This is a genomic window from Achromobacter sp. UBA2119 (assembly GCF_002331005.1).
Taxonomy (GTDB): Bacteria; Pseudomonadota; Gammaproteobacteria; order Burkholderiales; family Burkholderiaceae_B; genus Achromobacter; species Achromobacter animicus.
This window is the reverse complement of the sequence record NZ_DCYD01000009.1, coordinates 878,679-901,752: the sequence shown is the minus strand read 5'-3', so window position 1 is coordinate 901,752 and position 23,074 is coordinate 878,679. Positions and strand designations below refer to the sequence as shown.

The window sequence follows — 23,074 nt, the reverse complement described above, 5'->3', positions numbered from 1 at the left end:
CGCGGGGCAGGCGGTCAGCCGCCCGCGCCCAGCTCCCGTTCCAGTCCCTTCGGGTTCTCGGCCAGCCGCGCGCGGAATTCCTGCGCAACGTCGCCCACGTACACATCTTCGATACCGTCCTTCAGCGCGCGCACAATCGCGGCGGCGATCGCAGCCGGCGCCACGCGCGGCGGCGGCGTGCGCTGTTCCCATTCGTGATCGACCGGGCCGGGAAACACGTTCACCACCCGCACGCCCGCGCCACGCATTTCGGCACGCAGGCATTGCGCCAGCGATAGCGCGGCGGCCTTGGACGCGGACCACATGCCGCGCGATGGCAAGTTCATGTGCGCGTAGATCGACAGTACGTTGACCCACGCGGCGGCGTTGTTCACGCCGTCGGCGGCGCGGCCGCACAGCGCGGGGCCGAAGCTCTGCGCCAGCCGCATCAGGCCCAGCACGTTGACATCCATCGCGTCGCGCGCGGTGTTCACGTCCTTGCGGCTAAGCAGTCCGCCTTCGCGCTCCAGGTCCGCCGTGTTCACCAGGATCTCGACCTTGCCGCCGATGGAAGCCGCCACGCGTTCGACGGAATCGGTGTCGGTCACGTCCAGCGTCACCGCCTGCACGCGCGGATCGGCCGCCAGCGCGTCAAACGCGGCGTCGCGCTTCCAGGCCTGCGGATCGCCCAGAAAGATCATCGGGCTGCCCGCGTCCAGCAGCGCGCGCGCCACGGCCTGACCGACGGCCGACTTGCCGTCGGTGACCAGCACGCGGCGGAATTTCGGATCGCACGAGGTCTCGCGCAGTGTCTTGTCGTCTTCCATGTTCGGCGTATTCCTTTCGGGCAGGGCGATCATCACGGCTTGGCCGCTGCGGTCCAGTTTCAACGCGAGGCGCACGCGGCCGCCGTCGGCGCAGTCCTGGTGGACGTGCGCCACGACGGACGGACCGGCGTCCATCCGCACCGTGCCCACGCGCCAGGGCAGGCGTTCGCGGAAATACAGGTCGTTGCTGTGATGCAGCGTGGTGCTGACCAGCAGCACGCCGTTCGGATCGGCGGGCCGCCACGGCAGGTGTTCCGACAGGCAATGGCCGCAGACCTCGCGCGGCGGGTACTGCACGGTGCCGCACTCGGCGCAGGTCTGCAGATCGAAACGCCCTTCGGCGGCGGCAGCGGTCAGCCCCAGCGCGCTGCGGCTGCGCGAGCCCGGCGGCAGCGTGGGCTGCCGGGTGCGTGCGACAGGATTCTTGCGAGGCGGCTTGGCCAGCGGCTCGGTCATGCGTCGCTCCTTGCCAGGATGGCCGCGGCCGTGCACAGCCCGCGGTCGTAATTGATCATGCCGAAGCCGCTCACCATGCCCAGCTTCGCATCGCTGACCTGCGTGCCGCCGGCCGTGCCGGTCAACTGGCGCAGCGCCTCGACCATGCCCAGATAGCCGCCGGCCGCGCCGGCCTGGCCGACCGACAACTGGCCGCCATTGGTGTTGAACGGAAAGCTGCCGTCCACGGTAAAGCTGTTGTCCCGCACGAATTGCGGCGCGGCGCCTTTTTCGCAGAAGCCCAGATCTTCCATCTGCATCAGGTTGATGACGGGATAGTCGTCGTAGGCCTGCAGGAAGTCCATGTCGGCCGGCGCGGCATTGGCTTGCCCGTACAGCTCGTCCACGTCCATGGTCCAGCCTCCCCGCGTCTGGATCGGATCGTCGATCCAGGCGTTGTGGCGCTCGATGGTCGACAGGATGCGCGCGTAAGGCAGCTTCAGCGCGCGGGCGCGGTCCTCGCTCATGACCAGGAATGCGTCGGCCCCGGCGCACGGCATGACGCAATCGAACAGGTGGATCGGCTCGGTAATGACGCGCGCGTCCAGATACTGCGCCAGCGTCAGCGGCTTTTTCATCAGCGCGTGCGGATAGCGCAGGGCGTTGTCGCGCTGGGCCACGCAGAGCTTGCCGAAGTCTTCGCGCGTGGCGCCCGTCTCGCGCATGTAGTTGGCGGTCAGCAGGGCAAAGCTGGCGTTCGGGCCGCCCGCGCCGTATGGGTAGACGGCGTCCTGCGCAAAGCGCGAGAACTGGCTGACCGTGTTGCGGAACGAGTCCACGTGGTTCGTGTCGCCGGCCAGGCAGGCCACGACGTTGGCATCGCCCGCCTGCACGGCGCGCGCCGCACGGCGCAGCGCGGCCACGCCGCTCGCGCCGCCCATCGGAATGTGATCGAGCCAGCGCGGCGTCATGCCCAGATGCTGGACCAGACCGACCGCGGTGTCGGGCGCAAGCGTGAAGCTGGACACGCACAGGCCATCGACGTCGGCCTTGGCCAACCCGGACTGCCGGATCAGCGCGCCCAGCGCGCGGCCCAGCCACCAGTGCGCGGCGTGTGTGGAATAGCGTTCGTACGGAATCGTGACGGGCAGGGCCGCCACCACGCCGTCGTAGCCCAGGCGGCTCATCGGTGGGCCCCTTCGGCCGGACGCTTCTTCAGATGGCAGGTGTCCACGCAGCGCGCCGTGCCCGGCAGGCCGGGCGCCAGCGCCTTCATCTCGCCGCGCTGGATCTTGTTGGTGGTGGTGAGCGGCAGGCTGTCCACGAACGCGACATAGCCGGGCGCCTTGTAGTAGGCCAGCTGCGACAGCGACCATTGCACGATGCTGCGCGCGGCCTCGGCCATCGCATCCGCGTCGGCGGGTGCGGCCTCGGGCACCACGCACGCCAGCACTTCGTCGCCGCGCACCGGATCCGGCACGGCGGCCACCGCCACGGCCTTGACCAGCGGATGCTGCATCAGCACGCTCTCCACTTCCACGGCCGAGATGTTCTCACCGCTGCGGCGGATCACGTTCTTCTTGCGGTCCACGAAGCGCAGCGCGCCGTCGGCCTCGCGGCGCACGATGTCGCCGGTGTGGAACCAGCCGCCTTCCCAGGCTTCGTTGGTGGCGGCCTCGTCCTTCAGGTAGCCGGCAAAAAAGCCATAGCGCGGATCTTCCCCGGCATGGCGCACCAGCAGTTCGCCCGGCTCGCCAATGGCGGCCGGTTCGCCCGCGTCGGTCACGATGCGCACCTCGACGTCGGATTCCTCGCTGCCGAAGCTGCTGGTGCCGACGTGGCGCGGTTCCTGATTGGCGATGATGACGGCGCCCGCGCCGGTCTCGGTCATGGCCCAGGCTTCCAGCAGCGGAAAGCCGAAGCGCGCCTCGAAGGGCGCATGCAGCTTGCGGTCCACGCCCGCGCCGAAGCCGAAGCGGATGGCCGGCTGCAGATCCTGCGGGGTGGGCTCGGCCTTCATCAGAATGGCGGGCATGACGCCCAGATAGTGCAGCACGGTGGCGCGCGATTCGCGCACGCTGTCCCACCACGAGCGCGGGTGGAAGCGGTCCAGCGGAATCAGGCAGCCGCCCGTCAGCACCATCGCCATCGCCGAATACGCCATGGCGTTCATGTGCACCAGCGGCAGCGGCGTCAGCATGCGTTCCTGTCCCGGCCGCAACGCGGCAAGCCCGCCAATGCGTGCGTACCAGCCGCCCGCGTGCAGGAAGTAGCGGTTGGGCAGGATGCAGCCTTTCGGCCGGCCGGTCGTGCCGGACGTGTAGAGCAGCGCACACTCGGTCAGTTCCGACAGCGCCGTGCCTTGCAGCGGCGCCGGGAAGGGCGCGGCGGGCGGCGCATCGTCCGGGCCCATCACGCGCAACTCGCGGCCCGCGCGTTGCGCGGCGGCCAGCAGGTCCGCGTGGCGGCCGGGCAGGGCGACCGCCAACGCGATCTCGGAGTGGCCAGCCAGGTATTCCAGTTCGGCGGCGCGCAGGTCCGGGTTGATCGGCACAACCGATACCCCCAGCGCGTTCAGCGCGAACCAGTGCAGGAAGAAGGCGGGCCGGTTCTCCAGCAGCAGCCCCGCGCGGTGGCCATGGCCGTAGCCGGCGGCGGCATACGCGGCGCGCAGCGTCTCGATGGCGTCGGCCGCTGCGGCGTAGGTCAGTTCCCCCGCAGCGATGCCATAGGCCTCGGCGGTTTCGGGCAGGATGCACAGGAACGGCTGGCCGCCGTGGCGGGACGCGGTGTCGGCAAATGCCTGGTGGACGGTGGCGGTCACGGTCCGCTCCTACATGAACAGTTGGATGTTGCCGAACGCAGCGTCGCAGTTGACGAGGTCCACGCGTTTCAAGCGAATGCGCAGCGCGCCGTCCTGCTCCACCAGGTGATGCGTCGCCCAGCCCGCATACAGCGTCTGCGCGTCCTGCCGCGTCTCGACGTAGTGGAAGGCGGTGCGCACGACGTGACGTCCCTCGGCGGGCGCGGACTCGGGATGGCCATGCTCGACCGTGGGCGCCTGCAGCAGATGATGGCAGCGGCTCTTGGGCTGCTGCGAAAACGTGCGCTGGCCCGCCAGCCGCTCCACACGCACGCGCAGCAGTAGCTTGTCTTCATACATCAGCGACGCATGCAGCTTCGCATCGGTCTGGCCGTGCGCAAGCGGCATCCAGTAGTAGCCGTCCTCGGTGTACAGGTCCAGCCAGTCCTCGAAGCGCAGCTCGTCCAGCAGGCGCGCCTCGGCGTAGACAAAATCGATCAACTCGCGGTCGCTTGCGCTCATACCGACTCCGGTCCGGTCATGTAGCGGCCCCATGCGCGGTATTGGTTGCGCATCTGCCATTCGTTGGTGCCATTGGTGACGACGTTCTTCTGGTCCGCTTCGCCGGGCGCGTAGAGCCGTCCCACGTTCACCCAGTCCCGCGCACGCGAATGCAGGCCGTCCTGCGCGCGTTCGTACATTTCGAGGTCGTCGTGGCCGACCACGGACGTCGGCGCGTTGATGAGCCGGTTGTACATGAGGGTGCGTTCCAGCAGCAGGTCCGGCGCGCCCACCAGGCGGAACGTCCAGGACTCCACCAGCGTGCGGTCCGCGGCAATCGGCTTGAAGATCCGCAGCGTCTGGATCGGGCCCTTGACCATGATGTTGGGGAAGTAGACGGTGTTGTGGCGGACGTCGCCCAGGATCTGCTTGGCGCGGTCCTCGCCGTAAGCCTCGACCATCGACTCCCAGTAGCCGGGAATGCCGGAGTACGACGCGTGGATCGAGTCCGACACGCCTGTATGTCCGTGGCCGTTTTCCCAGACGCGGATCCCCATGTTCTCGAAGAACTCGTACGGCGAGATGAACGGCGCGAACAGTTCCACCGCCATCGGCTTGGGCGTACCCTCGGGCGCCTGTTCCCAGACCTTGACGGCCGTGCCCGCCGACGATTCGTGCGCGACCATCGGATGGCAGGTGTCGGTCTGGTTGTCGACCAGCATCTTCCAATTGCAGCGGTGCATGTAGCGCAGCACGCCGCCCGCGACTTCCAGGCGGCCTTCGGGCGACCGATCCACCATGTTGTCCAGCGTGGAAAGCGAGTCGCCGAAGAATTCCTCGAACGACTGGCCTTCCGGATTCAACCGGCAGAACACGAAGCCGCGATGATTGCGCACGTCTTTGACGGCGGCCATCCCCTGACTGGCTTCGCAGTTTTCCAGGCCGGTGTTTTCGTAGCCCTTTTTCAGCGGGATCGACAGCAGGCTGCCGTCGGTCTTGAAGGTCCAGGCGTGATACGGGCAGCGAAAGAACTTGCCCGTGTTGCCGCAGGCCTCGCCCGCGACCATGGTGCCCTTGTGCGGGCAGCGGTTGTGCAGCACGCGCACCGTCTTGTCGCTGTGGCGCACCATCACCACGGGCTGGTTGCCGACGGTGGTGGTGATGTAGTCGCCGGCGTTGGGCACCTGGCTGTCGTGGCCGACGAAGACCCAGGTGTTGGCGTACAGGCGCTCCATTTCCAGGTCGAAGAGTTCCTGGTCAATGAAAAGGTCCTTGTGCACCTCGGTGTCGCGGAGCAGCGCGCGGATGGCGTCGGGATTGTCGCGGTATTTGGCCATGATGGCTTCCTCGTCGGGCTTACAGGTCCAGCACCAGGCGCGCGGACTTGGCGCGCGAGATGCAGATCTGGATGATCTTGCCGCTGGCCTTCTCGGTATCGGACAGGTAGTAGTCGCGGTGATCGGGCTCGCCTTCCAGCACGGTGGCCTGGCAGACGCCGCATTCGCCGCGCTTGCAGTCGTACATCGGGTCGCAGCCTTCGTCTTCCATGACCTCGACGATGGTCTTGTCGGCGGGTATCGTCAGCACGCGGCCGGACTGGCGCAGTTCGACCTCGAAGGCCTGGTCGCCGGCCTGCGCGGCGGCCGTGGTGAAGAGTTCGAAATGGATGTGGGCATCGGGCCAGTGGCGTGCGTGCGCGCCCTGGATGACGGCGTCGATCAGGCCCTTCGGGCCACAGACATACAGGTGCTGGCGCGGGTTGGACGCGGCAAGCAGCGCCTGCAGATCGAACCGGCAGGACGGATCGTCGTCGGCGTGCAGCGTCAGGTCGCCGCCCGCCAGCGCCTGCAGTTCAGCCAGGAAGGCAAGCTGGTCCTTGCTGCGGCCGCAGTAGTGCAGATGGAAGGCGCGGCCGGCGGACTTGAGCGCGGCGGCCATGGACGCGATGGGCGTGATGCCGATGCCGCCTGCGATCAGCACGACCGGCTCATCGCCCGCGGGGGATTCATGCAGCGGAAAGTCGTTCTTGGGGCCTTCCACGGTCAGGACGTCGCCCTCGGCCAGCGCGTGCATGTGGCGCGATCCGCCCTGACTGGGGTCTTCCAGCCGCACGCCCAGGCGATATTCCGCCGGCTCGGCAAAGCAGCCGGCTTCGGGCGCCAACTGCACCAGCGAATAGCAGCGCGGATCGCGCAGGCCCGGCACCGTCACCTTCAGGTGCGCACCGGGGCCAAACGCGGGCAACATGCCGCCGTCTTCGCGCGCCAGCCGGAACGAGCGGATCAGCGGTGATTCCTGCCGGACTTCCCGGACGATCAGTTTGAGTGTCTGCACGATGTCTGTCTCTTTCTGGTGTCGGCCTCAGGCGGCCAGTTTTTCCGCGATCTGGCGTTCCATGGGCTCGCACTTCACGTTGGCGAGCGCGGTGTCGCGCAGCGCGCGCAGCGCGTCGGCGGCATCGGGGCGGCCAACCAGCTGGTCGGCGGCCGCGATGAGCTGCCGGTATTTGCCGCCGCCGCGCACATGGGTGTCGCTGTAGCCCTTGACCAGGCGGCGGCAGTTGACGGTTTCGACGGCCAATGCGTAGTCGCGCGGGGCCAGCCGCGCCACCAGCGCCAGCCACGATTCCAGCGATTCGGTTTCGATCCGATGGCGCAGCGTGCTGCGGCGGAAGCGCCGCATGCCGGCCAGTGTGTACAGCATCAGGAATCCGCCCAGCGTGCCGCTGCGCAGGCGGCGGCCCTTGCCGAGCCGGCGTTCGACGAAGCCGCCGAAGGCCTTGGAGTTTTCCAGCCAGCGGCCCAGCCGCACCGGCAACGTGCCGCAGATTTCTTCCAGCCGGGGATGCATGAATTCGGTCGTGTCGACGAGCTGGCCGGCGCGCGCGCCGACTTCCGTGCGCACGCGGTCAAAGCGCGTGCCGCGGGTCTTCAGGTCCGCCACGCGGATCACGTCGTCGTAGGCCATGGCGGTGGCCACGTAACGCGCCGCGGCGCAGGTCAGCGCCCATTGGTGCGCGTCGCCGCCGTGCTGCGCATCCAGGTCGCGGATGGCCTTCATGCGGCGCAAGTAGTCTTCGGCGTAGGGCAGATCCTGGAATTCGATCTGGCGGCGCACGCCGGCGGTCAGCATGGGCTGGGCACAGGCGGGGAAATCGCGCCGGATGGCGTCCAGCAACGCCTGCGCGCGCGGGCTGGCGGCGCGCTCGGGTACGTCCGGAACGGGGCGCGTCAGGTCGATGGCGGCAGGCTGCCCGGGCGCCGAGTTGGCCGACTCGAAACCCAGCGCAAAGGCGCGCAGGCTGGCGTCCACGCCCAGGCCCGCGCGGCGCACGGTGGCCTCGAAGTCGTCACGGGTGAAGGGCAGGGCGCCGCTGCCGGCCACCGCGCCAAACAGGCTGGCGCTGATGACGCTGCCGGCGCGGTCGGCCAGGTCCTGCAGATCAAAGCACAGGAAACGCCGGGCCGCCGCGCGGCCCGCTTCCAGCACCTTGTTGGGATCGGCGATGCCGTTGCCGGGCGCGGACTTTTCGCTGACCGCAAAACTGCGGTGCGACGACGCGATCAACACCGTGCGGTCGGGCGTCACGAGGCCACGCTGGATGGCCCGGCCGCCTTCCATCAGTTCGGCCGCCACCACCAGGTCCACGTCGCCCGGCGTGGGCATCAGCGCCAGCGCGGGTTGGCGGCCGGCGCGCTGCACATCGGCCTCGGGCAGCAGCTCCAGGTAGTAGATCGTGGCGCCGGTGCGCTGCGCCACGCCGGGCACCGAGGTGGTCTGCGCCCACCAGCCGGCGTGCTCGGCCATGTCGACGATCCAGTCGGCCAGCACGCCGCCGCCCTGGCCGCCCATGGCCAGGATCGCGATCTTGATGGGGTTGCCTTGCTGCATCACCGCCGCGTTCATGTTGCTGGGTTCCTCAAAGCGCGCTTTGCGCCAGACGCGCCGCGCGGCGCCGTTGCAGGAAGCCGATCACCGCGCCGCGCATGCGCGCCAGGAAACGGTCGGCGCCGGTCGGGTTGTGGATGATGTCGGCACGGTAGAACGACGGACACAGCACGGCCGCGTGCGCGACCTCGCCACAGTTCCCGCAGCCCACGCAGCTGCTTTCCACGTGCGCAACCGGGTCTTCCTTGAGCGGATCGCCGCTGTCCTTGACCGTCAATGACGGACACCCGGACAGCCGGATACAGGCGTGGTCGCCGGTACAGACGTCGGGATCCACGCCAAAGCGTTCCTTCACGACCCGCTTGCCTTCCTTGATCGCCTTGTTGAACAGGGGTTTGACGCGCCGCTGCTTGTTCAACATGCATTCGGACTGCGCGATGATGACCTTCGGACCCTTGATGTCGGTGGTCAGCGCCTCTTCGATGGTGGCGCGCACCTTGGCCACGTCGTAGGTGCGGTCCAGCGTGCGCACCCACTTCACGCCCACGCCGCGCACGGCCTGGTCGATCGGGTTGTTGGTCGAGCGATCGGGGTTGTCGGCGCGCGAGGACAGGATGTCCTGTCCGCCGGTAGCCGACGCGTAGAAGTTGTCCACGATGACGATGACGCCGTCGTACTTGTTGAACACCGCGTTGCCGATGCCCGACGCCAGCCCGTTATGCCAGAAGCCGCCGTCGCCCATGATCGAGATGGGCCGCTTGGCGGCCGGCACGTTGAAGGCGGCCGCGCTGGAAGCGCCCAGGCCGTAGCCCATCGTCGTCGCGCCCAGGTTGAAGGGCGGCAGGATGGAAAAGAGATGGCAGCCGATGTCGCACGAAATGTGGTGCTGGCCCAGCGTTTCCTGCGCCAGCGTCAGCGCGGAAAAGATGGGCCGCTCCGGACAGCCCGTACAGAAGCCCGCGGGCCGCGGCGGCACAACGGCCGCCAGGCCTTCGACGTGCTTGTGGAAGGTGATGGGTTGCTCGGCGGGGCGCGGCGGCTTGGGCCGCGAGACCTCGGTGATGGTGAGCTGGGGCTCGGGCTGCACTTCTGCCTGCGCATCCACCGCTACCGCCGGATGCGTCTGCAGCGATTCTGGCCGGTTGCGCTTGAGGAATTCGCGCAGACCGTCGCGCATGACCTGGGTCGTGTATTCGCCCGCCATCGGCAGGACGTCCTTGCCGGACAACTGCGTGCTCACACCGGCGCGGCGCAGCACCGCGTGCAGGTTCTGCTCGATGTAGTCCGGCTGGCCTTCTTCCAGCAGCAGCACGGCGCGCTTGCCGCGGCAGAAGTCGATGACCTCGTCCTCGATGACGGGGTAGGTCACGTTCATCACGTACAGCGGGATGCGGCTGTTGCCGAAGTTGTCGGCCAGGCCCAGCAACTGCAGCGCGCGGATCACGCCGTTGTACAGGCCGCCCTGCAGGATCAGGCCGATGTCGTCCTGGTCGCCGTCAAAGTGCTCGTTGAGCTGGTTTTCCTTGATGTAGCGGATGGCGGCCGGCCAGCGCTCCTTGATCTTTTCCTGCTCGTGCAGGAACGAGGCCGGGGGCAGCACGATGCGGCTGGTGTCGCGCGCCGGGCTTTCCAGCGCCTCGGCCAGGCTGAACGCCGGGCGCTTGTTTTCCTTGGCGATGAAGCGGCCATGCACATGACAGCCGCGGATGCGCAGTTGCAGCATCACGGGCGTCTTGCTGGCTTCCGACAGCGCAAAGCCGTCTTCCACCGCCTTGACCATGCTTTCCAGGTTAGGGCGCGGGTCCAGCAGCCAGATCTGCGACTTCATGGCGAACGCGTGCGAGCGTTCCTGCATGATCGACGAGCCTTCGCCGTAGTCTTCGCCCACGATGACGAGCGCACCGCCGGTGACGCCGCCCGAGGCCAGGTTGGCCAGCGCGTCGGAGGCGACGTTGGTGCCCACCGTGGATTTCCATGTCACGGCGCCACGGATCGGGTACATGACGGAGGCGGCCAGCGTGGCTGCGGCGGTGGCTTCCGAGGCGCTTGCCTCGAAGTGCACGCCCAGTTCCTGCAGGATGTCGTTGGCGTCGGCCAGCACGTCCATCAGATGCGAGATCGGCGAGCCCTGATAGCCGGCCACGTAACCCACGCCGGATTGCAGCAGTGCCTTCGTGACGGCAAGAATCCCTTCGCCGCGAAATTCCTCGCCCGCGCCGATGCGCAGTTGCTGGACTTCTTTCTTGAAAGACCTTTCCGCCATCTTGGATCCCTTTCGCGGACCCCGTCGGGATCCTTAATTCGTGCTGCCGTGCAGCATCGTCTTGCCACGAAAACATCGCCTGAAAAATACTTTAGGAGTCAACGTTTTAGCTGTCAATAAAAAAGATGAAATTTCATGGAAATTAAAAAATATCACGCAAAAACAAGGGTGTATATACTGGTTGTTCTCTAGGTTTTTGACGGATTGAGGGCGCTGCAATGGTGCAAAAACGGGTTGCGATTTGGGGTATACCCTGTGCTGCGCAACAGCATTGCGGTACATCATGGCGCACGGCTGCGCCGTCGTGGTGCAATGCGCTTTTCGGCATCGGGGCAGGCCTTCGAAATGGGTGCGTGGGAGCAAACCAACATGCAGGCAGATAAGCCACGCGGCACGCGCGCCGCCGCAACGGGCCCGCGGTTCGTCGACGGCTACCTGGCCTATCTGCTTGCGCAGGCCAGTCAGCGCATCTCGGCGGAATTCCATCAACAGGTCAAAGCCGCCGGCCTGTCCGTGACCGAATGGCGCGTGCTCGCCAGCTTGCAAGGCAGCGCCGGCGAAACCATCGGCAGCCTGGCCGTGCTGGCCATCACCAAGCAGCCCACGCTCAGCAAGGTCGTGCAGCGCATGGAGGCCGACGGTCTGGTGGCCCGCACGGGCGTGCGAGCCGACCGACGCCAGACGCGGGTTTGCATCACAGCCAAGGGCTCCAACCTCATCGGCGGCCTGTGTGATCAGGCTTTGCAGCACCAGAAGGCCGTGCTGGCGCCCTTCGGCGAAGAAAAGGCCGCGCTGCTGATCGACATGCTGGACGTGCTGATGACCGAACACGTTCCCCTGGAACTGCCCATCGACCCGGACGAATAACTCCGTCCGTTGCAAGTGCGCACTCGAACGTCGTTTGGTCCGATTGTTTTGTTACATGCTTATGCGTCCCCGGTTGTCGTTCCCCAGTGAAAACAATCGCCGGTACGCGCAAACCCTGAATTGACGCGGGTCTCGTGGGTAGGCACACTCGCGCCGGTATTCAGACTACTGTCAGGAGTTGACACTTATGCGCCGCACTTTGATTGCTATCGCGATCGCCGCCGCCGTGGCAGTGCCCTCGATCGGGCAAGCCAAGACCTTCCGCTGGGCCGCCCAGGGCGACATCCTCACGTTCGATCCGCACTCGCAGAACGAAGGCATGACGATCGCCGCCAACAGCTACATCTACGAGCCGCTGGTCGACTACGACAAGTCCTTCAAGGTGTCGCCGCGCCTGGCCACCGAATGGGAGCAGGTGTCGCCCACGCTGTATCGCTTCAAGCTGCGCCCCAACGTCAAGTTCCATGACGGCGCCGCGTTCACGGCTGACGACGTGGTGTTCTCGATCCATCGCGCCATGGCGCCCACGTCGAACTACAAGGCCTACACCACCGGCATCAAGGAAGCGCGCAAGATCGACGACCTGACCGTCGAGATCGAAACTTCGGCGCCCAACCCCGTGCTGCTGCGCCAGCTGACCAACGTGTTCATCATGAACAAGGCCTGGTCCGAAAAGAACAACATCGCCAAGCCGCAGGACTTCGTCAACAAGGAAGAAACCTACGGCGCGCGCAACACCAACGGCACCGGTCCCTACAAGCTCAAGAGCCGCGAAGTCGACGTGCGCACGGTCTTCGAGGAAAACAAGGACTGGTGGAACAAGGCCGGCAAGGTCGGCAACGTGACCGAAGTCGTCTTCACGCCGATCAAGCAGAACGCCACGCGCACCGCCGCGCTGTTGTCCGGCGAGATCGACTTCGTGCTGGATCCGGCCGCGCAAGACCTGGACCGCCTGCGCCAGTCGCAGAAGGTCGTCGAGGGCAACGAATACCGCACCATCTACCTGGGCCTGGACCAGAAGCGTCCGGAGCTGCAGTACTCCAACATCAAGGGCAAGAACCCGTTCCAGGACGTGCGCGTGCGCGAGGCGCTGTACCGCGCCATCGACGTCGACGCCATCAAGCGCGCCGTGATGCGCGGCCTGTCGGCGCCCACCGGCACGATGATCGCGCCGCAGGTGCATGGCTGGGCCGAGTCCGTGCACAAGCGCGTGCCTTACGACCCCGAAAAGGCCCGCGCCCTGCTCAAGGAAGCCGGCTACGACGGCACGCTGAACTTCACGCTGGACTGCCCGAACAACCGCTACATCAACGACGAAGCCATCTGTCAGGCCGTCGTCGGCATGTGGGCCAAGGTCGGCGTCAAGGCCACCATGAACGCCATGCCGCGCTCCACGTACTTCCCGAAGGTGCAGTCGTTCGACACCAGCGCCTATCTGTTCGGCTGGGGCGTGCCCACGTTCGACGCCATGTACACGCTGCAGAACCTGATCCGCACCAAGGGTGAGGGCGCCGACGGCATGTACAACCTGGGCAACTACAGCAACAAGGAACTCGACGTCATCATCGATCGGATCAAGACCGAGACCGATGAGAAGAAGCGCGACGCCGACATCATCACCGTGCTGGAAGGGCACGCCAAGGACTTCGGGCATATCCCGCTGCACGACCAGGTCATCCCCTGGGCCATGCGCAAGAACGTCACGGTCATCCACCGTGCCGACAACCGCCTCGTTGCCGATTGGGTCAAAGTTGACTGATCCAGGCTAACCAGACGGCGGGACCTACCCGGTTCCGCCGTCTTGCTTTTTTCCGCCTATGTTCGCTTTCATACTGCGTCGCCTGTTGCAGGCCGTAGCGGTGATGCTCACCGTCGCGCTACTGGCCTTTGTGCTTTTCCAATACGTCGGCGACCCCGTCACCATCATGCTGGGGCAGGACGCCACCGATGCCGAACGCATCGAACTGCGTGAACGCCTGGGCCTGAACGAGCCCGCCATCGTTCAATTCGGCCATTTCGTGGCCAACGCCGTGCAGGGCAATTTCGGCATCTCCCTGCGCCAGAGCGAACCCGTTTCCACCCTGCTGAAGTCCCGTTTGCCCGCCACCCTTGAGCTGTCCATGGTGGCCGCGTTGCTGGCGCTCGTCGTGGGCGTGCCGCTGGGCGTGTACACGGCGCTCAAGCGCAACAGCCTGGTTTCCCAGATGCTGCTGGCCGGCTCGCTGCTGGGCGTGTCGCTGCCGACCTTCCTGATCGGCATCCTGCTGATCCTGGTGTTCTCGGTGCAACTGGGCTGGCTGCCCAGCTACGGGCGCGGCGATACCGTCAGCCTGGGCTGGTGGACGTCGGGCCTTTTCACCGCCACGGGCTGGAAGCACCTCATCCTGCCGTCCATCACGCTGTCGCTCTTCCAGATGACGCTGGTGCTGCGGCTGGTGCGCTCCGAAATGCTGGAGGTCCTGCGCTCGGACTACATCAAGTTCGCGCGCGCCCGGGGCCTGAAGCGCCGCGCCATCCATTTTGGCCACGCGCTCAAGAACACGATGGTGCCCGTCATCACCATCACCGGCCTGCAGCTGGGCGGCATCATCGCCTTTGCCATCGTGACCGAGACCGTGTTCCAGTGGCCGGGCATGGGCCTGCTCTTCATCCAGGCGGTCCAATTCGCCGACGTGCCGGTGATGGCCGCGTACCTGTGCCTGATCGCGCTGGTGTTCGTGGTCATCAACCTGATCGTCGATCTTCTGTATTTCGTCGTGGACCCGCGGCTGCGTTCCGGGCTGACTCGCGGGGGGGCTCACTGATGCGCGCCGTACTCAAACGCTGGTGGGACAGCGACATTGCCTGGGCCTGGCGCCGGGCGCCCGTGGCCATCGTCGCCACGCTGCTGCTTGCAGCCCTGTTGATCGGTTCCTTCGGGGCCGGCTGGGTCGCGCCGCACAACCCGTTCGACCTGACCAAGGTCGAACTGCTGGACGCGCTGCTGCCGCCGGCCTGGGAACCCAACGGGCAGGCCACGTACCTGCTGGGCACCGACAGTCAGGGCCGCGATCTGTATTCGGCCATCCTGTACGGCACGCGCGTGTCGCTGCTGATCGGCCTGGCCTCGGTGCTGCTGTCGATGGTGATCGGCATCGTGCTGGGCTTGATCTCCGGTTATGCCGGCGGCCGCATCGACGCGTTCATCATGCGCGTCGCCGACGTGCAGCTCTCGTTTCCCGCCATCCTGATCGCGCTCCTGATCGACGGCGTGGCGCGGGCGGCAGTGCCGCGCGAGCTGCACGAGATCATCGCTTTTCCGGTGCTGATCGGCGCCATCGCGCTGGCCGGCTGGCCGCAGTACGCGCGCACGGTGCGCGGCTCGACGCTGGTGGAAAAGAACCGTGAATACGTGCAGGCCGCCCGCGTGATCGGCGTGGCCTCGCCCGTCATCATGTTCCGCCACGTGCTGCCCAACGTGCTGGGTCCGGTGCTGGTGCTGGCCACGGTTCATCTTGCCACCGCCATCATCACCGAGGCGACGCTGTCGTTCCTGGGGGTGGGGGTGCCGCCGACCGCGCCGTCGCTGGGCACGCTGATCCGGATCGGCAACGATTTCCTGTTTTCCGGAGAGTGGTGGATCACCATTTTCCCGGGCGCGGCGCTGGTGCTGCTTGTGCTGTCGGTCAACCTGCTGGGTGACTGGCTGCGCGACGCACTGAACCCGCGGCTGAACTGAGGTAAACCATGAGCGCATTACTCGAAGTCCGCAACCTGCGCGTGGAATTTCCCACGCGCCGCGGCACGCTACGCGCCCTGGACGACGTGTCCTTTTCCATCCAGGCTGGCGAAGTCCTGGGCGTGGTGGGCGAATCCGGCGCCGGCAAGTCGCTGACCGGCGCCTCCATCATCGGCCTGCTCGAGCCTCCGGGCCGCATCGCGGCCGGCGAGATCCTGCTGGCCGGCCGTCGCATCGACAACCTGCCCGACGAACAGATGCGCCGCGTGCGCGGCCGCGAGATCGGCGCGGTGTTCCAGGACCCGCTGACGTCGCTGAACCCGCTGTACACGGTGGGCCGGCAACTGGCTGAAACCATCGTCACCCACCTGGACATGACCTGGTCGCAGGCGCGCAACCGCGCGGTGGAGCTGCTGGCGTCCACCGGCATTCCCGCCGCGCGCGAGCGCATCGACCACTACCCGCACCAGTTCTCCGGCGGCATGCGCCAGCGCGTCGTGATTGCGCTGGCCCTGGCCGCCGAGCCGAAACTGGTGGTGGCCGACGAGCCCACGACCGCGCTGGACGTATCGATCCAGGCGCAGATCATCGAACTGCTCAAGCGCCTGTGCCGCGAAAACGGCACGGCGGTCATGTTGATCACGCACGACATGGGCGTCATCGCCGAGACCGCCGACCGCGTGGCGGTGATGTACGCCGGCCGCGTGGCCGAAATCGGGCCGGTGGCCGACGTGATCCACAAACCGCGCCATCCCTATACGTCGGGACTGATGGGGTCCATTCCCACGCTGGAAGGCCACACCGAGCGGCTGGTGCAGATCGACGGCAGCATGCCGCGCCTGAACGCCATTCCGCCGGGCTGTGCGTTCAATCCCCGCTGCGGCCAGCGCCTGCCGCGCTGCGCGCACGACCGCCCGGAGCTGATGCCCGCGGGCACGTCGCGCGCGGCCTGTTGGCTGCATGACAAAGGCAATACGTTGGAGGTGGCCGCATGAGCACGCCCTTGGTTCAAGTAAAGGACGCGGCGCGCTGGTTCGACGTATCGCCGCCCTGGCTGGAGCGCACGCTGGCGCGCAAGCCCAAAGTGATGCTGCGCGCGGTGGACGGCGTGTCGTTCGACATTGCGCGCGGTGAAACGCTGGCGCTGGTGGGTGAATCCGGCTGTGGAAAATCCACGGTCGCGCGCATGCTGGTCGGGCTGTATGGCCTGACGCGCGGCGACATCCACTTCGACGGCCAGCCGCTGTCGCGCATGTCCGAGCCCGGCGGGCGCGCCTTGCGCAAACGCCTGCAGATGATCTTCCAGGATCCCTATGCCAGCCTGAATCCGCGCTGGCGCGTGGGCCGCATCATCGCCGAGCCGATGCTGACGCACACGCAGATGTCGCCCGCGGACCGCGTGGCGCGCGTGGGCGAACTGCTGCGGCAAGTGGGCCTGGATCCCGCGGACCAGAGCCGCTATCCGCACCAGTTCTCGGGCGGGCAGCGTCAGCGCATCTCGATCGCGCGCGCGCTGGCGGTCAATCCGGAGTTCCTGGTGTGCGACGAGCCCACCTCGGCGCTGGATGTGTCCGTGCAGGCGCAGGTGCTGAACCTGATGAAGGACCTGCAGCGCAAGCTGGGGCTGACGTATCTGTTCATCTCGCACAACCTGGCCGTCGTGCACCATGTGGCGGATCGCGTGGGCGTGATGTACCTGGGCCGCATGGTGGAAGTGGCGCCGCGCGACGAACTCTTCGCGCGGCCGCGGCATCCTTACACGCGGATGCTGCTCGAGGCGATTCCGGACATCAACGGCGCGGGCAAGCCGCGCACGGCGGTGGCGGGCGAGGTGCCCAATCCCCTGAATCCCCCGTCCGGCTGCACCTTCCATCCGCGCTGCCCGCACGCCAACGACCGCTGCAAGGCGGAGGCGCCGGTGGCGATGCTGGCGGGGGTGTCGATCGTGGCCTGCCACGCGGTAGAGGAAGGCCGGATCACCGTGTGATCGGGCAAACGCCATGGGCCGGGCGCCCGCCCGGACCGCGGCGCGCTGCTTAATGGCGGTGGTTGTGGACGTCGTCGTACGGCGTGTCGTCGTCTTCGTCGTCCGCGTCGTCTTCCTCTTGCTCTCCCTCGTCGGGGTCGGGCTGCGGTTCCTCGGTCAGGGCAAAGGGCAGCACGTCTTCCAGGTTGTCGGACCAGGCGGATTCTTCACCGTCGTGGTCCAGCTTGATGAAGCGCTCGCCGTCGTTCAGCGAGATCTGGATTGCCCACAGGTACAGACAGTCGTAGGTGTCGTCGTCGGACTGCGGCAGGCCGCCGCGGTTGCCGAGCAGGCGCGCGCCCGGCCCGCCCATCTGCACGTGCGTCTGTTCCTCGTCCGTCTCGGCCTTCTCGTCCATTGGGACGCCGTAGGTCACCCATTCGGTGCCTTCATCGCCCAGCACCACTTCCGCCAGCACGGGTTTGCCCAGATAGGCGCTGAGTGCATCCGCGGTCTTGGCCAGCATGTCCAGTTCGGGTGCGCTGAAATGGGTCAAGGAAGCGGGAGGAGTGGCAGAGGCGGACATGAAGGTTCCTGGGCGCGATGAAGCCGCGACGGCACGGCAGATACGTCAGGCGCTATTGTCGCGCGAACCGCGCTGCGGTGCATCGGGCGCTTGGATTACGAAGAAACGCGGGCGGTCTTCGGATGGCGCGCCGGGGCGCCAACATATCAGTGACGTATACAGCGGGTCGGACGGCGCCTACACTAGCCTGCTTTTCGTCTTTCTGCCTTCCCGTTTCATCCATGCGCCCCGACGCCCCGCAGCTTCCCCTCCGATTTTTCCTGTTTCCGCTTCTGGCCGCCTTGATCTGGTCGGTCAACATGATCGTCACCAAGATGGCCGCGGGCGTCATCGCGCCGGCGGCCATCGGCTTTTATCGCTGGGCGCTGGCGGGCATCGTCCTGACCCCGTTTGCGCTGCCCGGTGTCTGGGCGCAACGCCGCCAGGTGCTGGCGCACCTGCCGAAATTCGCCGTGCTGGGCGGACTGGGCATGGCGCTGTATCAGGGGCTGGCGTATGTGGCGGCCGCGTCCACCACCGCCACCAACATGGGCTTCATCACCGCGATGATCCCGCTCATGACCATCGCCGTCATGGCGGTCATCATGCGCGAGCGCCCCACGGCCATGGCGGTGTTGGGCAGCCTGGTGTCGCTGGCCGGACTGGCGCTGCTGATCGGCGAGGGCGACCCGGCCCGGCTGCTGTCCGTAGGCGCCAACCACGGCGACGTGCTGATGGGGCTGGGCGCGCTGGCCTATGCGCTCTACGGCGTGCTGCTGCGCCGGTGGGCGCTGCCCGTGGGGCCGTGGCAGTCGCTGTACGTGCAGGTCGCGTTCGGCATCCTGTTCCAGCTTCCCGCCTTTCTGATGGCGGCGCCGTCGCCGCTCAATGCCGCCAACGTGCCGCTGGTGCTGTATGCGGCGGTGTTTCCGTCGCTGTTTGCGCCGTATCTGTGGATGCAGGGCGTGCGCCACCTGGGCCCCAACCGCGCCAGCATCTTCCTGAACGTCATGCCGGTCTTCACCGTGGCCATCGCGGCGCTGTTCCTTGATGAAAAGCCGCATCTGTTTCATATCGCGGGCGGTGCGCTGGCGCTGGCCGGCGTGATGCTGGCGCAAATGCGTACGCCGGGTCTGCCGGGCCGGGCCGAGAAGGCCAACTGAAGGCGGGCAAAGGCCCGGACCAAGGCGAGATGGGGCCGGATCACTGCTGCCGCACGCCGGTCAGGGATCCGGCCTACAATCAACGGTTTCTCAGCTATATCTCACCTACGAGCCCATGGCCCAATACGTCTACACCATGAACCGCGTCGGCAAGATCGTGCCGCCCAAGCGGCAGATCCTGCGCGATATCTCCCTTTCGTTTTTTCCTGGCGCCAAGATCGGCGTGCTGGGCCTGAACGGCTCGGGCAAGTCGACGCTGCTGAAGATCATGGCGGGCGTCGACCGCGAGATCGAAGGCGAAGCCGTGCCCATGCCGGGCCTGAACATCGGCTACCTGCCGCAGGAACCGCAGCTCAACCCCGAGCACACGGTCCGCCAGGCGGTTGAAGAAGGCCTGGGCGCCGTCGTCACCGCCAAGAAGCGCCTGGACGAGGTCTACGCCGCGTACGCCGAACCCGACGCCGACTTCGACGCGCTGGCCGCTGAGCAGGCCGAACTCGAAGCCATCATCGCCGCCGCCGCTTCCAGCGGCGCGGACGACATCGAACACCAGATGGAAATCGCCGCCGACGCGCTGCGCCTGCCGCCCTGGGATGCCACCGTCGGCAACCTGTCCGGTGGTGAAAAGCGCCGCGTGGCCCTGTGCCGCCTGCTGCTGTCCAAGCCCGACATGCTGCTGCTGGACGAACCCACCAACCACCTGGACGCCGAAAGCGTGGAGTGGCTGGAGCAGTTCCTGCACAAGTTCCCCGGCACCGTCGTCGGCGTGACCCACGATCGCTACTTCCTGGACAACGCGGCCGAATGGATCCTGGAACTGGACCGCGGCTACGGCATTCCCTGGAAGGGCAACTACAGCTCGTGGCTGGAACAGAAGGAAGACCGCCTCAAGCAGGAAGAGTCCTCCGAATCGGCGCGCCAGAAGACCATCAAGAAAGAACTGGAGTGGGTGCGCCAGAACCCGAAGGGCCGCCAGGCCAAGGCCAAGGCGCGTCTGGCGCGTTTCGAGGAACTGTCCTCGTACGAATATCAGAAGCGCAACGAAACCCAGGAGATCTTCATTCCGGTGGGCGAGCGCCTGGGCAACGAGGTCATCGAATTCAACAACGTCAGCAAAGCCTACGGCGACCGTCTGCTGATCGACAACCTCAGCTTCAAGGTGCCGCCGGGCGCCATCGTCGGCATCATCGGCGCGAACGGCGCCGGTAAGTCCACGCTGTTCCGTATGATCGCCGGCCGCGAGCAGCCGGATTCGGGCGAAGTCAAGATCGGCCAGACCGTGAAGCTCGCCTTCGTCGACCAGTCGCGCGACGCGCTGGAAGACAAGAAGACGGTGTTCGACGCCGTCTCTGATGGCGCCGACATCCTGACCGTCGGCAAGTTCGAGATGTCGTCGCGCGCCTACCTGGGCCGCTTCAACTTCAAGGGCGGCGACCAGAACAAGGTCGTGGGCCAGCTCTCGGGCGGCGAACGCGGCCGCCTGCACATGGCCAAGACGCTGATCGCCGGCGGCAACGTCCTGCTGCTTGACGAACCGTCCAACGACCTCGACGTCGAAACGCTCCGTGCGCTTGAAGATGCGCTGCTCGAGTTCCCCGGCAGCGTCATGGTCATCAGCCACGATCGCTGGTTCCTTGACCGTATCGCCACGCACATCATGGCCTTCGAAGGCGATTCGCAGGTCGTGTTCTTCGACGGCAACTATCAGGAATACGAAGCCGACAAGAAGCGCCGCCTGGGCGAAGAGGGCGCCAAGCCCAAGCGCCTGCGGTACAAGGCTTTGAAGTAAAAACGACAGGCTCCACCGCCAAGAATCCCGGCCACGCGCCGGGATTTTTTTTCTGGTGTCAGACACCCGAATCGGTCCTACATTTGCAGGGGTGTCAGACACCGCCCCACAGCGTTATGCTGACCCCTTGCCCCCAGGAGTCCTCACCATGCTGCTGTCCGCCTCCGATTCCACCCTGTTGATTGTCGACATGCAGGGCCGCCTGATGCCTGTCATCCACGAAGGCGACGCCGTGCTGAACGCCGCGCACAAGCTGGCGCAGGCGGCGCGGTTGCTCGATGTGCCGGTCGTCGCCACCGAGCACCACAGCAAGATGCTGGGCGTCACCGTGGACCCGCTGCGCGAGCTGGTGCAGGCCACGTTCCAGAAGATGCACTTTTCGTCAGCGCGTGAACCGGGTTTCGACGGCTGGCTGCCCGCCTCGCGCAAGACGGTGCTGGTGGCCGGCTGCGAGGCGCATATCTGCGTGCTGCAAACCGTGATCGGTCTGGTGGACCTTGGCTACAAGACGGTGCTTGTCGCGGATGCGGCCGGATCGCGCAAGCCGTCGGACCATCATGCCGCGCTGCGCCGCGCGCGCGCTCACGGCGCGGAGATCGTCACGACAGAGATGGCGATTTTCGAGTGGATGGAGACGTGCGAGCACCCGCGCTTCCGCGACGTGTTACGTCTGGTCAAATAGCCGCCGGCCCTTGCAACATCGTTCCCAGGGGAGTGCAAAAGTTCGCTCTCCCTTTGACACAATTCCTGGGTAAACCTAACACCGTGTCCCCGGATAATTTGCGATCCTGAAAGCTCTAAACCCCTAAAGGTCCGCTCGCTCGCATTTTGATTCTCCGGTGCGGCCCCGGGTAAAAGAATAGGAGCTACATCATGAAAATCGCATCGCTTTCCAAGATCTGTGCCGCTGTGGCGCTGGCTGCCACCATGGCGGGTTGTTCATCGTGGGATGGCATGAGCCATCGCCAGAAGAGCACCGTGGGGGGCGCCGCACTCGGCGGCGTCGCGGGTGCGGTGATCACTAACGGCGGCGTGCTCGGCACGGTCGGCGGCGCGGCGATCGGCGGTGTGATCGGCGACCAGGTCGGCAAGCGTTAAGCCTTCCTCGTCCCAAAAAGCAACGCCCGGCAATGCCGGGCGTTTTTTATGCGCAACGCGCGCCGGCAAGGCCGGCGCACAGCAGAGACGTCACGTCTCGTTTTGCGGCATTTCGATCTTCACTTCCAACACTTCCAATGTGTCCTGGCGTTCCAGGTGCACCTTGATGTCTTCAGGATTGATCTTCACGTACTTGGAGATGACCGCGATCAGTTCCTGCTGAAGCTGCGGCAGGTAATCGGGCGAATCCCCGCGGCCACGCTCGTGGGCAAGGATGATCTGCAACCGTTCTTTGGCGACGGACGCGGAGGTCTTCTTTTGACCGAGCAGAAACGACAGGAAGGACATCGCTTACTTGCCTCCGAACAGGCGTTTCAGGAAACCCGGCTTTTCGTAGTCGGTAAAGCGCAGGGCCTTGTCTTCGCCAAGGTAACGGCTGACGACGTCCTTGTAGGCTTCCGAGACGTCGGTGTCTTTCAGGTGGATGGCCGGCAGACCCTGGTTCGACGCCTGCAGCACGGCTTCCGATTCGGGAATCACGCCGATGAGCTTGATGCGCAGGATGTCTTCGATGTCGGTCAGCGACAGCATCTCGCCGTCGGACACGCGCTTGGGGTTGTAGCGGGTCAGCAGCAGGTATTCCTTGACCGGCTCGTCGCCCTCGACCGCGCGCTTGGACTTGGCGGCCAGGATGCCCAGGATGCGGTCCGAGTCACGCACGGACGAGACTTCCGGGTTGGTCACCACCAGCGCGTCATCCGCAAAATACGCGGCCATCAGCGCGCCGGTTTCGATGCCGGCGGGCGAATCGCAGACGATGTAGTCGAAACCCATTTCCTTCAGGTCATTGATGACCTTTTCCACGCCTTCCTGCGTCAGCGCATCCTTGTCGCGCGTTTGCGAGGCGGGCAGGATGAAAAGGTTTTCAAGCTGCTTGTCCTTGATGAGCGCTTGCTTGAGGGTCGCTTCGCCCTGGATCACATTGACGAAGTCATACACCACGCGACGCTCGCAACCCATGATGAGGTCGAGGTTGCGCAGGCCGACGTCGAAGTCGATGACAGCGGTCTTGTGGCCCCGCATCGCGAGGCCCGCGGAAAAACTGGCGCTCGTCGTGGTTTTGCCCACGCCGCCTTTGCCGGAAGTCACCACAACAATGCGTGTCATGACGATCAAACCCTTATGTTCGAATAAATCGCGTTATCGTAAAGC

General features: G+C 66.1%; 21 protein-coding genes. 10 read left to right on the top strand and 11 right to left on the bottom strand.

Annotated elements, in window-relative coordinates:
* Positions 1-14: 14 nt before the first annotated feature.
* The 8 genes from B3098_RS09440 to B3098_RS09405 are packed head-to-tail and all read right to left on the bottom strand — an operon-like array spanning position 15 to position 10,696.
* Positions 15-1,262 carry an SDR family NAD(P)-dependent oxidoreductase gene (locus B3098_RS09440; protein WP_175123222.1) on the bottom strand — a complete coding sequence of 416 codons (1,248 nt, stop codon included), beginning with the start codon at positions 1,260-1,262 and terminating at the stop codon, positions 15-17.
* Positions 1,259-2,428: a thiolase family protein gene (locus B3098_RS09435; protein WP_286894650.1), complete on the bottom strand. Its 1,170-nt coding sequence runs from the start codon at positions 2,426-2,428 to the stop codon at positions 1,259-1,261. The genes B3098_RS09440 and B3098_RS09435 overlap by 4 nt, the downstream gene beginning before the upstream one ends.
* Positions 2,425-4,065 (bottom strand): AMP-binding protein, encoded by a 1,641-nt coding sequence (locus B3098_RS09430; RefSeq protein ID WP_286894649.1) that lies wholly within the window; start codon positions 4,063-4,065, stop codon positions 2,425-2,427. Before B3098_RS09430 ends, B3098_RS09435 begins: the two co-directional genes overlap by 4 nt.
* A 9-nt stretch (positions 4,066-4,074) precedes the next feature.
* Positions 4,075-4,566, bottom strand: coding sequence for an aromatic-ring-hydroxylating dioxygenase subunit beta (locus tag B3098_RS09425; protein WP_279975999.1), 492 nt, complete (start codon positions 4,564-4,566; stop codon positions 4,075-4,077).
* Complete coding sequence (locus B3098_RS09420; RefSeq protein ID WP_286894647.1) at positions 4,563-5,882, bottom strand: aromatic ring-hydroxylating dioxygenase subunit alpha; 1,320 nt, start codon at positions 5,880-5,882, stop codon at positions 4,563-4,565. The genes B3098_RS09425 and B3098_RS09420 overlap by 4 nt, the downstream gene beginning before the upstream one ends.
* Positions 5,883-5,901: 19 nt before the next feature.
* Complete coding sequence (locus tag B3098_RS09415) at positions 5,902-6,879, bottom strand: PDR/VanB family oxidoreductase (RefSeq protein ID WP_286894646.1); 978 nt, start codon at positions 6,877-6,879, stop codon at positions 5,902-5,904.
* Positions 6,880-6,906: 27 nt separating this feature from the next.
* Entirely contained in the window at positions 6,907-8,451 is a 1,545-nt protein-coding gene (locus tag B3098_RS09410; protein WP_286894645.1) for an indolepyruvate oxidoreductase subunit beta family protein, read from the bottom strand.
* Between the two features lie 13 nt (positions 8,452-8,464).
* The gene (locus B3098_RS09405; RefSeq protein WP_286894643.1) at positions 8,465-10,696 is read right to left on the bottom strand and encodes an indolepyruvate ferredoxin oxidoreductase subunit alpha; all 2,232 of its coding nucleotides are present in this window, start codon (positions 10,694-10,696) and stop codon (positions 8,465-8,467) included.
* Between the two features lie 369 nt (positions 10,697-11,065).
* On the opposite strand from B3098_RS09405, the gene B3098_RS09400 reads away from it, so the two are divergent.
* From B3098_RS09400 to B3098_RS09375, 6 genes are all read left to right on the top strand, one after another.
* The gene (locus B3098_RS09400; RefSeq protein WP_056569521.1) at positions 11,066-11,563 is read left to right on the top strand and encodes a MarR family winged helix-turn-helix transcriptional regulator; all 498 of its coding nucleotides are present in this window, start codon (positions 11,066-11,068) and stop codon (positions 11,561-11,563) included.
* A gap of 187 nt (positions 11,564-11,750) precedes the next feature.
* Entirely contained in the window at positions 11,751-13,322 is a 1,572-nt protein-coding gene (locus B3098_RS09395) for an ABC transporter substrate-binding protein (protein ID WP_175138817.1), read from the top strand.
* Between the two features lie 58 nt (positions 13,323-13,380).
* Positions 13,381-14,367 (top strand): ABC transporter permease, encoded by a 987-nt coding sequence (locus tag B3098_RS09390; RefSeq protein WP_105237526.1) that lies wholly within the window; start codon positions 13,381-13,383, stop codon positions 14,365-14,367.
* Positions 14,367-15,281, top strand: coding sequence for an ABC transporter permease (locus B3098_RS09385; protein ID WP_175123213.1), 915 nt, complete (start codon positions 14,367-14,369; stop codon positions 15,279-15,281). The genes B3098_RS09390 and B3098_RS09385 overlap by 1 nt, the downstream gene beginning before the upstream one ends.
* A gap of 8 nt (positions 15,282-15,289) precedes the next feature.
* Positions 15,290-16,276 carry an ABC transporter ATP-binding protein gene (locus B3098_RS09380; RefSeq protein ID WP_056568892.1) on the top strand — a complete coding sequence of 329 codons (987 nt, stop codon included), beginning with the start codon at positions 15,290-15,292 and terminating at the stop codon, positions 16,274-16,276.
* Positions 16,273-17,268 carry an ABC transporter ATP-binding protein gene (locus B3098_RS09375; protein ID WP_286894639.1) on the top strand — a complete coding sequence of 332 codons (996 nt, stop codon included), beginning with the start codon at positions 16,273-16,275 and terminating at the stop codon, positions 17,266-17,268. The genes B3098_RS09380 and B3098_RS09375 overlap by 4 nt, the downstream gene beginning before the upstream one ends.
* Before the next feature lie 49 nt (positions 17,269-17,317).
* Here B3098_RS09375 and B3098_RS09370 read toward each other — a convergent pair whose 3' ends face one another.
* The gene (locus tag B3098_RS09370; RefSeq protein WP_286894637.1) at positions 17,318-17,833 is read right to left on the bottom strand and encodes a hypothetical protein; all 516 of its coding nucleotides are present in this window, start codon (positions 17,831-17,833) and stop codon (positions 17,318-17,320) included.
* A 221-nt stretch (positions 17,834-18,054) separates the two neighbouring features.
* On the opposite strand from B3098_RS09370, the gene B3098_RS09365 reads away from it, so the two are divergent.
* From B3098_RS09365 to B3098_RS09350, 4 genes are all read left to right on the top strand, one after another.
* Positions 18,055-18,975, top strand: coding sequence for a DMT family transporter (locus B3098_RS09365; RefSeq protein WP_279976004.1), 921 nt, complete (start codon positions 18,055-18,057; stop codon positions 18,973-18,975).
* Between the two features lie 115 nt (positions 18,976-19,090).
* Positions 19,091-20,764, top strand: coding sequence for an energy-dependent translational throttle protein EttA (ettA, locus tag B3098_RS09360; RefSeq protein ID WP_175123208.1), 1,674 nt, complete (start codon positions 19,091-19,093; stop codon positions 20,762-20,764).
* Between the two features lie 148 nt (positions 20,765-20,912).
* Complete coding sequence (locus B3098_RS09355; protein WP_105237533.1) at positions 20,913-21,446, top strand: isochorismatase family protein; 534 nt, start codon at positions 20,913-20,915, stop codon at positions 21,444-21,446.
* Positions 21,447-21,637: 191 nt separating this feature from the next.
* Positions 21,638-21,862, top strand: coding sequence for a glycine zipper 2TM domain-containing protein (locus B3098_RS09350; RefSeq protein ID WP_056321146.1), 225 nt, complete (start codon positions 21,638-21,640; stop codon positions 21,860-21,862).
* Between the two features lie 90 nt (positions 21,863-21,952).
* Here the strand turns inward: B3098_RS09350 and minE are convergent, their stop codons facing one another.
* The gene (gene minE / locus B3098_RS09345) at positions 21,953-22,210 is read right to left on the bottom strand and encodes a cell division topological specificity factor MinE (protein WP_006217654.1); all 258 of its coding nucleotides are present in this window, start codon (positions 22,208-22,210) and stop codon (positions 21,953-21,955) included.
* A 3-nt stretch (positions 22,211-22,213) separates the two neighbouring features.
* On the bottom strand, positions 22,214-23,029 hold the full coding sequence (gene minD / locus B3098_RS09340; protein ID WP_008158705.1) for a septum site-determining protein MinD: 816 nt from the start codon (positions 23,027-23,029) through the stop codon (positions 22,214-22,216).
* Positions 23,030-23,074 lie beyond the last annotated feature (45 nt).

Excerpts from the sequence above, each read along its gene's own strand:
- B3098_RS09350 (WP_056321146.1), top strand. The coding sequence starts at position 21,638 with ATGAAAATCGCATCGCTTTCCAAGATCTGTGCCGCTGTGGCGCTGGCT.
- B3098_RS09425 (WP_279975999.1), bottom strand. The coding sequence starts at position 4,566 with ATGAGCGCAAGCGACCGCGAGTTGATCGATTTTGTCTACGCCGAGGCG.
- B3098_RS09440 (WP_175123222.1), bottom strand. The coding sequence starts at position 1,262 with ATGACCGAGCCGCTGGCCAAGCCGCCTCGCAAGAATCCTGTCGCACGC.
- B3098_RS09405 (WP_286894643.1), bottom strand. The coding sequence starts at position 10,696 with ATGGCGGAAAGGTCTTTCAAGAAAGAAGTCCAGCAACTGCGCATCGGC.
- B3098_RS09420 (WP_286894647.1), bottom strand. The coding sequence starts at position 5,882 with ATGGCCAAATACCGCGACAATCCCGACGCCATCCGCGCGCTGCTCCGC.
- B3098_RS09370 (WP_286894637.1), bottom strand. The coding sequence starts at position 17,833 with ATGTCCGCCTCTGCCACTCCTCCCGCTTCCTTGACCCATTTCAGCGCA.
- minE (WP_006217654.1), bottom strand. The coding sequence starts at position 22,210 with ATGTCCTTCCTGTCGTTTCTGCTCGGTCAAAAGAAGACCTCCGCGTCC.
- B3098_RS09435 (WP_286894650.1), bottom strand. The coding sequence starts at position 2,428 with ATGAGCCGCCTGGGCTACGACGGCGTGGTGGCGGCCCTGCCCGTCACG.
- B3098_RS09355 (WP_105237533.1), top strand. The coding sequence starts at position 20,913 with ATGCTGCTGTCCGCCTCCGATTCCACCCTGTTGATTGTCGACATGCAG.
- B3098_RS09400 (WP_056569521.1), top strand. The coding sequence starts at position 11,066 with ATGCAGGCAGATAAGCCACGCGGCACGCGCGCCGCCGCAACGGGCCCG.
- B3098_RS09390 (WP_105237526.1), top strand. The coding sequence starts at position 13,381 with ATGTTCGCTTTCATACTGCGTCGCCTGTTGCAGGCCGTAGCGGTGATG.
- B3098_RS09365 (WP_279976004.1), top strand. The coding sequence starts at position 18,055 with ATGCGCCCCGACGCCCCGCAGCTTCCCCTCCGATTTTTCCTGTTTCCG.
- ettA (WP_175123208.1), top strand. The coding sequence starts at position 19,091 with ATGGCCCAATACGTCTACACCATGAACCGCGTCGGCAAGATCGTGCCG.
- B3098_RS09375 (WP_286894639.1), top strand. The coding sequence starts at position 16,273 with ATGAGCACGCCCTTGGTTCAAGTAAAGGACGCGGCGCGCTGGTTCGAC.
- B3098_RS09410 (WP_286894645.1), bottom strand. The coding sequence starts at position 8,451 with ATGAACGCGGCGGTGATGCAGCAAGGCAACCCCATCAAGATCGCGATC.
- minD (WP_008158705.1), bottom strand. The coding sequence starts at position 23,029 with ATGACACGCATTGTTGTGGTGACTTCCGGCAAAGGCGGCGTGGGCAAA.
- B3098_RS09380 (WP_056568892.1), top strand. The coding sequence starts at position 15,290 with ATGAGCGCATTACTCGAAGTCCGCAACCTGCGCGTGGAATTTCCCACG.
- B3098_RS09395 (WP_175138817.1), top strand. The coding sequence starts at position 11,751 with ATGCGCCGCACTTTGATTGCTATCGCGATCGCCGCCGCCGTGGCAGTG.
- B3098_RS09385 (WP_175123213.1), top strand. The coding sequence starts at position 14,367 with ATGCGCGCCGTACTCAAACGCTGGTGGGACAGCGACATTGCCTGGGCC.